The organism is Corallococcus exiguus (genome assembly GCF_009909105.1).
Lineage (GTDB): Bacteria > Myxococcota > Myxococcia > Myxococcales > Myxococcaceae > Corallococcus > Corallococcus exiguus.
In genome coordinates, this window is sequence record NZ_JAAAPK010000001.1 from 606803 (window position 1) to 619965 (window position 13163).

Below are 13163 nucleotides of genomic sequence, written 5' to 3' on the forward strand. Positions count from 1 at the left end.
TGCCACCACGTCGCGCTTCGGACTCCCGCGCTTCTTCCCACCCGTGGTCCTGCCCTACCGCATTCAACCCCGTTCGTGACCGGGGACCTGTCATACAGGCTCCTCCCGTCTGCGTGTGGCTGGTTACCGCGTCTGGCTGAGACACAGTCTGAACATGGCCCCACCCGTTGTGACCTGCCGGAGGGGGCCGGGTGTCCAGCGTAGGACAGGGCCCGCGGGGCAGGCCAGGGCGCCCCGGGGAGGGCGCCCTTCCTCGCACGCCACCCCTGACGGGGTGGGGCGGTTCAGGGCTTCGTGGCCACCACCAGCTCGAAGGGGCCGGGCAGCACGTGCGCGTCCGTGAAGCCCGCGGCGGTGAGCCCCTCCAGGTAGAACTCCACCTCGCGCAGCCGGCTCACGCACGTGTCCACGCCGATGAGGAAGTAGGACCAGAAGAACTGGGCCGCCAGCCGCTCCGGGGTGCGGAACTCCTCGCAGATGAGCAGGCGTCCGCCGGAGGGCAGGGCGGCGAAGGCGGCCTGCATCAGCGACCGCGCCACCTCCGCGGGCCAGTCATGCAGCACGCGCACGAGCGACAGCGCGTCGTAGCCCCGGGGCAGCGGCTCCTTCAGGAAGTCGCCGCCCACGAAGCCCAGGCGCTTGGCGGGCAGGCCCGCGCGCTCGCGCGTGCGCGCGACGAGGGCTTCCGTGGCGGGCAGGTTGTAGACGTCCACGGAGAGCATCGGGTGCTGGCGCAGCAGGTGCTCCGCGAGCGTGCCGTCCCCGCCGCCCACGTCGAGCAGCCGGGCCTCGGAGGGCCACAGGGTGCTCGCGTGCGCGCGGAACGTCTCCAGGATGGGGCCCAGGCCCGCGGACATGCTGGCCTCGAAGCCCTCCACCTGTTCGGGCGTGCGCGGAGGCCAGTCGAACGACGTGGCGGACATGGAGTGCTGGCCGTGCAGCGTCTCCGGCAGCCGGCCGTACAGGGCCTTCCAGTCGTACTTCTCGCGGTCGCGCTCCAGCGACCCCGCGCCGAGCACGAGCTCCGCCGCCTCGCGCAGGCCGGGCACGCCCCGGTAGCGCGCCGCCTCCAGCGCGTCGCTGGTCTGCTCGCGCTGCACCAGCCCCAGGCTCTCAAGGCAGTCGAGGAACTTGTAGAGCCGCTTGGGCCGCAGGTCGTACTTCGTGGCCAGCTCGCCCAGCGTCACCGGGCCGGGCTCCAGCGCGTCCAGCAGGCCCAGCTTCAGCGCGGTCTCCACGACGTCCATCGCGCGGGCGCCGTTGAACAGCAGGTGCAGCAGGGCGCGAGGCGACGGCGCCTCACGTGTGAAGGGAGGCATCTGGCTGCTCATGCGGCTTCATTGTGCTGCGCTTCGATGAGCGCGTCCATGAAGGCGTCCACTTCCTCGAGCGTGTTGTAGAAGTGTGGCGCGGCGCGCAGGAAGCCCCGGTGGCTGCAGATGAAGCCGCGCGCCACCAGCCGCGCCGTCACCTGGGCGTCGCCAGGGAAGCTCATCGCCACCACGCCGCCGCGCTGGTCTGGCTCTCTCGGCGTCACCACGCGCAGGCCTGCTTCGTCCGCGCGCGCCATCAGCTGGCCGGTGAGCTTCAGCGAGTGCTCACGCACGGCGTGGATGCCCACGTCCTTGAGCAGCTCCAGGCCGGGACGGGACAGCAGCACCATCAGCGGCGCGGGCGTGCCGCCCATCATCCGGCGCGCGTCCGGCGCGTAGTCCGTCGTCTGCTGGAAGCCGAGCGGTGACGCGCCGGCCAGCCAGCCGGTGACCGCGGGCCGGAGCGTGGGCAGGAGCCCCGGGCGCACGTACAGGAAGGCGGCCTCGGAGCCGCCCAGCCACTTGTGCGCGCCGCCCATGAGGAAGTCCACGTCCAGCTGGCGCACGTCCACGGGGACGGTGCCCACGGTCTGGTACGCGTCCGTGGCGATGAGCGCTCCGGCCGCGTGCGCTGCCCTGGCGATGCGCGCGACGTCCAGCACGGCGCCGGTGGCGAAGGCCCCGTGAGCGACGCAGACGATGAGCGTGCGCTCATCGATGGCCGCCTCCAGCGCGGCTTCGTCCACGCGGCCATCCTTCGACGGGACGACGACCAGCTCCGCCCCGTAGCGCGCGAAGCCCTTCCAGATGAAGGGCACCGTGGGGAACTCCAGGTCGGTGATGACGACGCGGCGGCGCTCTCCGGTGAACTCCAGGCACGAGGCCAGGCGCGACAGGTGCGCGCTCAGGTTGGTGTCCAGCGCGACGGAGCCGGCGGGTGCGCCGATGAGCTCCGCCACCCCGTCCGCGTACGCCTGCATCTGGGACAGCCACCTGTCCCAGGTGTCATCGCGCCACGCGCGCATCGTGTTCCAGTACTGCGCCAGCACGCCCTCCACGGCCCGGGGCAGCGCCCCGGTCGAGTTGCTGTTGAGGTACGTGCAGGTCTGGAGCAGCGGGTACTCCGCGCGCAGGGCTCCCGGGAGTGCCGCCACGGTCACGACTGGCTCCGCAGCTCCTGGGCGTGGGCGTACGCCGATGCATGCGCGGCGTGCGGATGCGCATGAGGCCCGTGAGGGGTCGGAGCGTGGGGCACCGCCGCATGCGGTCCGTGCATCACCGGCGCGGGAGCCGCGGCCGCATGGGGAGCGGGCGCGTGCGGCACCGACGCGTGCGGGGCGTGGACCACCGGCGCGTGCGCCACGTGCGGAGGATGGGCCGCCGCGTGCGGAGCGTGTGAAGCCAGAGCCGGCTGTGCGTGGACGGCCGGAGCATGGGCCACCGGCGCGTGCTGAGCATGCATCGGGCAGCCGCCGCCGGTGCGCGCCTCGTGCGCAGGGACCGGGGCCGCGTGAGCCGTCGCGGCGTGAGCCACCGAGGCGTGCTGCGCATGGGCCGCGTGGACCTCCGAAGCATGCGCCATGACGGCGTGAGCCACCGAGGCGTGCTGAGCGTGGGCCGTAGCGGAGTGCGCATGGACCGCGGAGGCGTGGACCGCGGAGGCGTGGGCCGCCGGAGCGTGGACCGGGGCCGCGTGGGCCGCCGGAGCGTGGGCCGCCGGAGCGTGGACCGGGGCCGCGTGGGCCGCCGGAGCGTGGACCGCGGAGGCGTGGGCCGCCGGAGCGTGCTGCATGTTCATCGGGCAGCCGCCGCCGGTGCGCGCCTCATGCGCATGGGCCGGGGCCGCGTGCGCCGCCGAGGCGTGCTGCGCGTGCGCCGCCACATGGGCGTGCGCCGCCTGCGCCTGGGCCACCGGCATGTTCACCGCCGTGTCCTTCATCGCGTTGATGGCGGCCATCGGGCAGCCGCCACCGCGCGACTCACCCGGCGTGTAGCCACCCTCGCGCTTCCAGCCCGCGGTCAGCTCCACGCGCACGTCCCACAGCGCGCGGAACAGCGGCAGCGTCATGCGCGCCTGCAGCACCTGCGAAGGCAGCCCGTCCAGCGCCTTCACCGTACGGTCGATACCAATCGTCCGGCGCACCAGCTGGTAGTGCGCGTACAGCCATCCCTGGAAGCTCTCATCCACCGTGACCAGCTGCTCGCAGACGTGCTGCAGGTCCTTCGGCCCCCCAGCCGAATAGACCTGGAACAGCGTCAGCCCGCGACGCGCCAGCATGCGCTCCATGGCGGACTCCAGCCCGTCCGCCGCGAGGCGCAACGTGTTGTAGCCCGGCGACTCCTGGCCGCTGCCGTTGCCCAGGCTGCGGCGGATGACCTGGTACTCGGACGGGGTCATCGTCTCCAGGATGGCCATCTCCGCGCTGATGCCGGAGAGGATCTTCTGCACCCGGACCAGCCGCGCGGACACCGCCCACAGCGCGTCGCGGTCCATCTCCGCCACCACCTCCACCATCTCCCGCGACGCCAGCTTCAGGTACAGCTCCTGGGACTGGTGGACGATCTGGAACATCAGCTCGTCATGGGAGACCAGCTCGCCTTCCGGAGACTGCAGCGCCAGCAGGGTGTCCGTGTGCAGGTAGCGCTCGTAGTCCAGCTCGCCCTTGCCCACCCACTTCTTCAACATCACGTTGAACAGGGGTTGAGTCAGCTCCTGCTTCAGCTTTTCGGCGTGGCTGTAATCGGTCGACGTATGCAAGGTGCCTCCGGGGGGACGCAGGCAGTTCGTGGTGGGTAGAGCGCGCCCCAGTAGGGAGGAACAGTGAGCGCGTAAATCTCTAGAAGCGACTACCTTACAGCCCTTTTGGTGAACTTCAAGTCATACAGGGCTTGCTGGTTATCGATTTTTGAGATTCCCATCCGTCCGGAGTACGGGGTGGCCCGAGGGGTCGGGCTCACCCAGGGGGTGGGTCAGCTCTCAACCGGTGAGGGATTCCGGTTGGGCGACGCCGGGCGAGGCTTGAGGCGCATGGCGTGGAGCTTCTGCGCCAATTCCGCGCCCTGAACGCTCTTGGAGATGTAGCCGTCCGCGCCGGAGGCAATGGCCAGCGAGCGCAGCTTGGCCTCATCCGAGGCGGAGTAGAGGATGAAGCGGGTGCCGGGGGGCGCGTACTGGCGCGCCAGGCCCACCACCTTGTCCCCCTTGAGGGCGGGGAAGTTGACGTCGATGAGCACGAAGTCCGGCTCGGAGGCGCGCACGATGTTGGACACGCCCAACGCGGACGTGTGGGTCTGCACATCGAACCCGTACGCGCTCAGCGAGCGCTGCACGAGGTCGAGCAGATCCGGATCGTCGTCCACGACAAGGACGCGCGGTTTGGCTTCAGCCATGGCTTCTCCCTAGGTACTGACGAATCGTCTCGATGAGCTGATCGCGGTCCAGGGGCTTGGTCATGTAGGCCGTGCAACCGGCCGCCTGAGCCTTGTCCTGGTACTCGCGACCCGCGTGTGCCGTGACGGCGATGACGGGCACGTTCTGCCCATCCGGCAACGCGCGGAGCCTGCGCGTGACTTCCCAACCGTCGAGCCGCGGCAGGGACAGGTCCATGAGGATGAGGTCCGGCGCGTCGTTGCGGGCCCGCTCCAGCCCCTGCTCGCCGTCCTCCGCCTCGATGAGGTCATACAGTCCGCCAAGGTACCTGCGGACGATGTCGCGGTTCTGCTCGCTGTCCTCCACGTACAGCACGCGAGGCAGCTTCCCCGCGGACGCCGCCCGCTGGGTCATCAAGAGGCCCTTGGCCTGCGCGATGACGTCCTCCAGCGCGTGGCCGCCCTTGCGCACGAAGCCCGCGAAGCCGTCGCGCAACAGCGTCTCTTCTTCGGTGGACAGCGTCTTGCCGGTGAGCACCACCACCGGCACGGACAGCTTCTCCGCGCGCAGCCGGCGCAGCACCTCGAAGCCGTCCAGGTTCGGCATCATCAGGTCCAGCACCACCAGCGACGGCGGAGACACCCGCGCCTTGAGCAGCGCGTCCTCGCCGTTGCGCGCCTCGTTGGTGGAGAAGCCCGCGCGGCGCAGGTTGCGGCTGACCAGCTCGCGCGTGGCCGCGTCGTCGTCCACCACCAGCACGTCGCCCGTGGCGGCGGACGCGCCCGCGGAGGCCAGGCTCTTCTGCACCACGTCCACCAGGCGCTCCGGCTCCACCGGCTTCACCAGGTACTCGCACGCCCCCAGGCTGAAGCCGCGGGCGCGCTGCTCCTCCACCGACACCAGGATGACCGGGATGGCGGCCAGCGCCGGGTCGCTCTTCAGCTGGCTCAGGACGGACCAGCCGTCCATGCGCGGCAGGTGGATGTCCAGCAGGATGGCCTGCGGCTTCACCTCGCGGGCCAGCTTCAGCGCGGCGAGGCCGTCATTGGCCGTCACCACCCTGAAGCCCGCGGGCTCCAGCTGGCCCGTGACGAGCTGCTGGATGAGCACGTCGTCGTCCACCACCATCACCGTGCTGCCCGGCCGCGCCATGGGCGCGAGCTTCTGGGCCACGTCGTGGAAGGGGACCAGGCGCTCCGTGGCGTGCGGGCTGTCAGCGCCCACGGTCGTCGCCAGCACGTCTGGCAGCCGCACCGTGAAGGTGGAGCCGCGGCCCAGCGTGCTCTTCACGTCCACCGTGCCGCCCAGCACGCGGGTGAGCTCGCGCACGATGGCGAGCCCCAGCCCCGTGCCGCCCACCTTGCGCGTGGTGGTGCCGTCCACCTGGCGGAACTTCTCGAAGATGAAGGGGAGCTGATCCGACGGGATGCCCACGCCGGTGTCCTCCACCGTCATCAGCAGCTCGCCGCCGCCCGCGGGCACCACCGTGAGCGCCACCTCGCCCGTGTCCGTGAACTTGGCCGCGTTGCTCAAGAGGTTGAGCATGATCTGCCGCAGCTTCAGCGCGTCGGTGCGGATCTCCTTCGCCTCGGTGTCCACGTTCACCGTGAGGGCCACGTCCTTGCCCTTGAGGTACTCCTTCACGGTGGCCATGCACTCGTCGGCCAGCTCCTGCACGTCCACCGGCTCGGTGACGACCTCCACGCGGCCCGCTTCAATCTTGGACAGGTCCAGGATGTCGTTGATGAGCGCCAGCAGCGTCTTGGCGTTCGTCTTCACCACGTTGAGGTCGCGCCGGCCGTGCGGCGTCAGGCGGCTGCCCTCCTCGCGCATGAGCAGGTCGCAGTAGCCGATGATGCCGTTGAGCGGCGTGCGGATTTCGTGGCTGAAGTTCGCCAGGAACTCGCTCTTGAGGCGCACGGCGCCTTCCGCCTCGCGGGCGCGCTCTTCTTCATTGCGCTTGGCGACGGAGAGCTCCTGGGCCAGCCGGTCCAGGTCCTCGTTCTGCTGGCGGATGATCTCCATCTGGAGCGCGCGCTGCTGGTAGCTCGCCAGGGAGCGGGCGGACACCGCGCGCGTCTTCTTGATCTCCTCCAGGCTGGCGGCCAGCTGCTTGTTGGCGGCCTCCAGCTCATCCCTGGAGGCGCGCAGGGCCTCCTCGTTCTGCTTGCGGTCGGAGATGTCCTCCGTGACGCCCATCACGAAGCGCGCGACGTTCTGGTCGTCCAGGAGCGGAATCTTGCGCGTGGCGAAGATGCGGTCCACGCCGTCCGCGCGGGCCACCTCCTCGAACGTCTTCATCTTGCGCGTCTCGAGGATCTCCGTGTCGATGGCGATGAACGACTCCGCCTGCTCCTTGGGGAAGTAGTCGTGGTCCAGCTTCCCCAGCAACCACTCCTTGGTGACCCGGAACGCGTCCGCGAACGTCTTGTTCACCACCACCAGCCGGCGCGTCTCCGCGTCCTTCACGAACAGCACGAAGGGCAGCGCGTCGATGATGTTGCTGAGCAGGTAGTTGGTGCGCTTGAGCTCCACGCCCGTCATCTGGTGCTGGGCGCGCTCGGCGTGCAGGCGCAGCTCGCGCGCCACCACGAAGGGCAGGTGGCCGTAGCGGTCCTCGCTGACGTAGTCGCGCGCGCCGGCGCGCATGACGGCGGCCAGTGTGTCCGCGCTCCAGGTGGGCGCGCTCACCACGAAGGCCGTCTCACGGCCGCGCTTCACCCAGGCGGCCTGGACGTCCTCCCAGGTCATGCCCGGCAGCTCGGACCCCACCAGCACCAGGGCCCAGGGGCGCTCCAGCGCCTGCTCCAGGGCTTCCCGCGTACTGACGGGCTCCAGCGTGAGCATGGAGAGGATGTCCTCCTTCTCCAACGCGTCGCGCATGGCGCGCGTCTCACGCTCGCTGCCCACCAGGAGCAGGGACAGGGTGTAACCGAGGGGCGCTTCGGCTTGGGCCACGTCGAACGGGTGGTGGGCCATGGTCTGTTTAGTTGGAGCCGAACGCGAGCACGGTCAGCGTGGTGTTGATGTGGAAGCCCGAGTAGATCTCGAATTGCACGTTCATCCCAGCAGCGGACGGTGCAAGCTTCATGGCCTCGGAGAGCTTTGGCAACATGCCCTGGGCCTGCGCGTACCACAGGCGTCCGCTGCAGTGGAACAGGAGGGCGGCCTGGGGGTTTTGTACCCGCCTGGGCAGTTCCTCCTGGAAGAAGTCCCGCGTCATGCCCGCCAGGTCGCCGGCCTTCATCAGGTCCAGCTCACTGCCCTCCTCCAGGAGGTTGGCGAACAGGATGGAGCCGTCCTCCAGGGGGCGCCACGCGGCGCGGATGAAGTACTCGCGGCCCACCTTGAGCGCGGTGGGGCGCAGCGCGAAGCCACCCGGCCGGCCGAACTCCAGGTCCGCGATGTTCTCCACGCCCAGGATGTCCGCGTAGCGCCGGGCGGCGGGCTGGCCGTCGATCTCCAGGGCGCGCGTGTGCGTCTCATCCACCTTGGTGATGGTCATGCGCTCGCCGGTGGGCACGTACCAGTGCGAGCGCAGCGCGGCCCAGGGCGCGTTCGTCTTGAACAGGGCCACCAGCACGCCGTCGCCGGCCACTTCGCCATCCACGTGGATGAGGGCGGACTGGCGCGCGGGGTCCGTCTCTGAGTCGCTGGCGCCGCCGCCCACGAGCACCAGGGTCTGGTTCTTCTCCAGGATGCCCAGCAGCAGCTCTTCCTTCTTGTAACGGAAGCCGTCGTCAATCACGAGGCCCACGTACCGGCGCGCGTCCAGGTCCTGCTGACGCACGCCCAGCTCCTCGCACGCGCGCTTGATGGCCTGCGCGCCCGCGGCGATGGCGTCCCCGGTGAGGCCGCTGCCCAGGCCCAGGCCCACCTCGAAGTCGCCGGAGAGCGCGCCCATCACCACGCTGTTCTCGTGGATGCCGTTGTTGTCCAGCTCCCCGGCGGTGGTGGCGCCCACCAGCCGGGTGTCCTTCGGCAGCCGCTCGCGCACCGCGCGGTTGAGCGCGCGCTGGTCGCGCTGGCGGGCCGCGAACAGCGTCACCAGCTTCGGCGGGGGGCCGTGCAACTGGCGCAGGAGGTCCTCGGCGACGGCGACCGGATCCGTGAGGGTGGAACGAGCCGTCTGCATCTTCACGTGCGCCATGAGGACCTCCGTGCGAACCGGCGGCGGCTAGAAGCCGGCGCCGGGGTGTGTCTTGTGACAACTGCCGGTGCACTGCTGGAACGATTCGCGGCCCCCGCCGACGTACATGCTCTCGATGGGGCCGAACTTCGCCACGTGGCTCTCAGGGTAGCTCTTGTGGCACGACAGGCAGGCGGCCTTGCTGGTGCGCTGCGTGGTCTCCTGCTTCAGGTGGCAGGACGAGCACTTCTCCAGGGGCGCGTCGAAGCGGTTGGAGCGCGAGTGGATGAAGTGCGTGCGCACGAAGATGGGCCCTTCCAGTTCGAAGCCCAGCGGAGCATGACACGACGCGCACGCGGCGCGGTTGTCGTTCGCATGGAGGACTTCACCCAGATCGCCGCCCTTGCTGTGGCAGGTGTTGCACGGACCCGTGGTCAGGGCCGCGCTGGTGTGCGTCTTCGTCCCCACCTGGATTTCGATGGTGCGCGACGCCGGAATGTCCTCGCCCAGGTAATTGCGGCGCGCCTTGGCGGTCACCAGGTAGGTGCCGGGCTTCACGTCCGCGGGCAGGGTGTAGGTCCAGGTGTCGCTCACGGGCGCGTCCCAGCGGCCGTCGTTGGGGAAGAAGGCGCCGCCGAACAGCTTGTTGGCGGGGGGGAAGGTCATGAACTGCGCATAGACGCCGTCGCGCGCCGGGGTGGCGATGGTCTGCACGTCCTGCGAGTCATCCAGGAAGGCCTCCAGGTCGACGATGGTCCGGATGGGCTGGATGTCCTGCGCCGGCCCGATGAGCTGCGTCATCATCATCCGTTCCTGGTGCTTGCGGCGATAGTAGGTCGTCGTGGGGTTGAAGAACGCCTGATAGTACTGGATGCCGCCCGGGCTACCGGGAGCGCCCGGAGGTGCGACCTCATTGTAGGTTGGGAGGCTCCCGGCCTTGTGCAGGCGCTTGCCCTTGCCGTCCTTCAGGGTCATCTGGAAGGTGACGTCCGACCCGGGGGCATACGTGCCGTCCTTGCGGGGAGCCGTCACGGGCTTGATGTCGATGCCGAACCCGTAGCTGAACTCCGGCTGGGACACCTGCGTGACGGGGATGTAGTAGGGGGCGAACGGGCGCAGGCTCCAGCGCAGGCGCAGACCCGCCGTGCGGGAGTTGAAGGTGAGGGTCTGCTTCTTCGCGTGGTCGTACGCGTTGCGCAGCTCCACCAGGGCCTCTTCCTCATAGGCCCGGGCGCCGTTGCAGTCCGTGAGCGAGCGGCAGTCGCGCGTCCACTGGATGGCGCGCATGCGGCGGATGAAGAAGTCGTCGCGCTCCGTGCGGCGGGTGTCGTCGCTGCCGATGTTCAGCAGCACCGGCGCGCCCGTCAGCACGCCGCGGGAGTCCACCGGCTCCACCGTGAAGAGGCTGGTCGCCTTCATCCACGCGGCGTCACGGTAGAAGCGGCGGCGGGTGAAGGTGCCGTCCGGGTTCGACAGGCCCACGAACTCCTGGTCCGCCAGGCGCACACCCGACCACCCGATGGCCAGGAAGTCGCTGTTCTGGCGCAGGCCGTCCACGCCCTCGTCCTTCGACGCGGTGATGGAGGCGCGCAGGTCAATCTGGTTCACCCAGAAGCTCTGGCCGGCCTTCACCTTGATGGGCACGCCCTTGCCGTTGTCCACCTCCAGCGCCAGGCCCACGGCCGGCTCGCGGTTGCCGCCGCCCAGGATGTCGCCCAGCGACAGGTCCTGGCCCTGGACCGCGAGCTGCGGCTCCACGTTGGCGGAGGACTCCAGCTCCGTGGACTCCGGACCACCGCACGCCACCGTCAGGCTGGCGAGCGTCGCCAGCAGGCTCGCGCGGCCCGCCGTGAACAGGTGGGGGGAAGTGCGAGAACACCGCTCCCGAATCGTGTCAGTTCCAGCCATGAGGGGACTCCTCCGAACGCGTATGTGCGGACGGCTGCCGAAGCAGCGTCGCGGCCAGTGGACCCGGGTGCCCTTGCGTCGGGGGGACGCTGGCGGAGGGTCACTCTCAAATCCGGCTTTTGCCGGAAACGAGCAGTTCTAGCCACACGGAGAATATCCACAATCAACAGAGCGATTCAACTTCTGAGAATTATTCCACCCAGAGGCGAACTCGAACTGTCCGTGACTGGATGGGAAGGGCCTCTGGGGCGCAACCCACCCGGGAGGGTCATATTCGAATCGATTTTCCCACTTCCTCCTGTGCTTCCAGGGTGAACGGGAGTTCGACCGTGAACTCCGAGCCTTCTCCCAGCCGGGAGTGGACGCGGATGGTGCCGCCGTGGGCTTCGACGAGCTGGCGGACGATGTAGAGACCCAGGCCGAAGCCCGGCGCGCGGCTGTCCGTCGTGACCCGCTCGAAGCGGGTGAACAGGCGCTGCTGCGCCTCGGCAGGGATGCCGGCGCCGTGGTCCCGCACCGACATCTGGACCCGGTGTGAGTCCTCATCCACGTTCACATGCACCTCCACCGGCTGGCCCCGGCCGAACTTGAGGGCGTTGCTGACCAGGTTGGTGAGGACGCGGTCCAGGCGTTGGCGGTCCCAGCGGCCGCGGGCCGCGTCGCGGGCGTGGACGGTGAGGGCGCAGCCGGCGGCGGCGGCCTGGTCCTCGTGGCGGGCGGTCACCTCGTGCGCCAGCTCCGCCAGGTCCATGGGCCGGGCCTCCAGCACCAGCCGGCCGCCGGACAGGCGCGACAGGTCCAGCAGGTTGTGCACCAGCTGCCCCAGCCGCTTCGTCTCATCCTCGGCCAGCAGCAGCCCTTCGCGCAGGCGTGGGTCCTCCGCGTTCGCGGGCGCGCACTGCAGGCGCACGCGGCGCAGGCGCAGCTGCAGCGAGCTGAGCGGAGTGCCCAGGTCGTGCGCCGCCACGCCAATGAGCTCCAGCGCGTTCTGCGTCGCCGCCAGCAGGCGGGCGTTGTCCAGCGCCAGCGCGGCGCGCGCGGACAGCTCCTCCAGGAAGGCCTGGTCCACCGCGCCGTAGTGGCGGTGGGGCCGGGTGGACAGCAGGCACAGCGCGCCCAGCACGCGGTTGTCCACGACGAGCGGCACGCTCAGCGCGGAGCGCACGCCCAGCGCGCGCCACAGCTCCGCGCAGGTGCTGTCGCTGACGGAGGAGGGCAGCCGGTCTGGATCCACCTCCGCGAAGCGCTCGGCGCGGCCGGTGTGCATGACGCGCGCGGGGCCGGGCTCGTCCTGCGAGGGCCTGCGCAACAGCGGCTCCCACAGCCGCGCCTGGGTGGCCGCGTCCGCGCACGTCACCGCGCCGGGGCGCACGCCGCCCTGACCGTCCGGCAGGTAGAGCACGCACGCGTCAGCGATCTCCGGCACGCACAGGCGGGTGAGCGCGTTTCCCAGCTCCTTGGCGCCGGCCTGCGGCTGCAGCACGCGTCCCGCCTCCGCGAGCAACGCCTGCATGCGCTCGGTGCGCTTGCGCTCGGTGATGTCGCGCGTCACCTCCGCGAAGCCCTGCAGCGTGCCGCCTTCCGTGTAGAGCGCGGTGAGCAGCGTCTCCGCCCAGAAGCGCGAGCCGTCCTTGCGGATCCGCCAGCCCTCCGCCTGCAGGCGCCGCTCGCGCGCGGCCCGCTCGCGGTGGGAGGCGGGCAGGCCGTGCGCCACCGCGTCCGGCACGTGCAGCACCTCCACGCGCTGGCCCACGATGTCGGAGGACGTCCATCCGGTGAGCCGCTCCGCGCCCGTGCTCCAGCAGGACACCGTGCCATCCGGCTCCAGGAAGCACAGCGCGTAGTCGCTCACGCCATCCATGAACAGGTGCAACCGCTGTTCACTCTGCACGGCTTCCGCGTGCATGGGGCCCAGCGCGTTGCGCAGCACCACCACCAGCGCGACCAGGGCGCCCAGGCCCAGCAGGCCGGAGAGGATGTCGGAGGCGTGATGGAGGACGGCCCCGTCGTCCACCGTCAGCGTGTGGGCCGTGGACACAAGGGTGGCAAGCAGGATGAGTCCGGCCAGAAGGCATACGGACAGACCTGCCCCGACCCGCTGAGCGAAGGTCCAACGTCGCAGCATGTGGCACTCCCCCCCGACGGCACCGAGCGCTTCTGTGCAGAAGGACGCTCAACATCACCGAAAAGGTGGGGTGAGCGACATCGCACTGTCGGGCAGGGTATCCTATAACCCTGTTTTTACCTGTTTGTCATGAAATCATGGACCCTACCCGCAGGGATGGGAAAGGTCTGGCGGGCAGGACGCGGCGGGGCTGTCGGATGGTGGACGATGCCCCGGCGCTTTCCGGGAGCTCGGGCCTGGAATCAAGGGGTTGGAAGAGGTGGAGGTGCCCGTGAAATGGCCTTCCGGGCGCCGGGACGTTATGCAGCGCCCCTTCCT

Annotated in this window: 8 protein-coding genes; all 8 read right to left on the reverse strand. The window is 70.0% G+C overall.

Going from position 1 to position 13163, the window contains the following annotated elements; all coding sequences use genetic code 11:
* Positions 1 to 284 precede the first annotated feature (284 nt).
* The 8 genes from GTZ93_RS02520 to GTZ93_RS02555 all read right to left on the reverse strand — a co-directional run bounded on the left by GTZ93_RS02520 (position 285) and on the right by GTZ93_RS02555 (position 12845).
* Entirely contained in the window at positions 285 to 1319 is a 1035-nt protein-coding gene (locus tag GTZ93_RS02520; protein ID WP_139919655.1) for a methyltransferase, read from the reverse strand.
* A gap of 8 nt (positions 1320 to 1327) precedes the next feature.
* A complete protein-coding gene (locus GTZ93_RS02525; protein WP_139919654.1) occupies positions 1328 to 2473 on the reverse strand; it encodes an aminotransferase class V-fold PLP-dependent enzyme in 1146 nt (381 codons plus the stop codon).
* Entirely contained in the window at positions 2470 to 4071 is a 1602-nt protein-coding gene (locus GTZ93_RS42420) for a tryptophan 2,3-dioxygenase family protein (RefSeq protein WP_219629085.1), read from the reverse strand. Before GTZ93_RS42420 ends, GTZ93_RS02525 begins: the two co-directional genes overlap by 4 nt.
* Before the next feature lie 212 nt (positions 4072 to 4283).
* A complete protein-coding gene (locus GTZ93_RS02535; protein WP_120575153.1) occupies positions 4284 to 4703 on the reverse strand; it encodes a response regulator in 420 nt (139 codons plus the stop codon).
* Positions 4696 to 7662, reverse strand: coding sequence for a response regulator (locus GTZ93_RS02540; RefSeq protein ID WP_120575152.1), 2967 nt, complete (start codon positions 7660 to 7662; stop codon positions 4696 to 4698). The genes GTZ93_RS02535 and GTZ93_RS02540 overlap by 8 nt, the downstream gene beginning before the upstream one ends.
* A gap of 7 nt (positions 7663 to 7669) precedes the next feature.
* Positions 7670 to 8833 carry an FIST signal transduction protein gene (locus GTZ93_RS02545; protein ID WP_120575151.1) on the reverse strand — a complete coding sequence of 388 codons (1164 nt, stop codon included), beginning with the start codon at positions 8831 to 8833 and terminating at the stop codon, positions 7670 to 7672.
* A 27-nt stretch (positions 8834 to 8860) separates the two neighbouring features.
* The gene (locus tag GTZ93_RS02550; RefSeq protein WP_139919653.1) at positions 8861 to 10720 is read right to left on the reverse strand and encodes a cytochrome c3 family protein; all 1860 of its coding nucleotides are present in this window, start codon (positions 10718 to 10720) and stop codon (positions 8861 to 8863) included.
* Between the two features lie 268 nt (positions 10721 to 10988).
* Positions 10989 to 12845: a sensor histidine kinase gene (locus tag GTZ93_RS02555; RefSeq protein ID WP_126932930.1), complete on the reverse strand. Its 1857-nt coding sequence runs from the start codon at positions 12843 to 12845 to the stop codon at positions 10989 to 10991.
* Positions 12846 to 13163 lie beyond the last annotated feature (318 nt).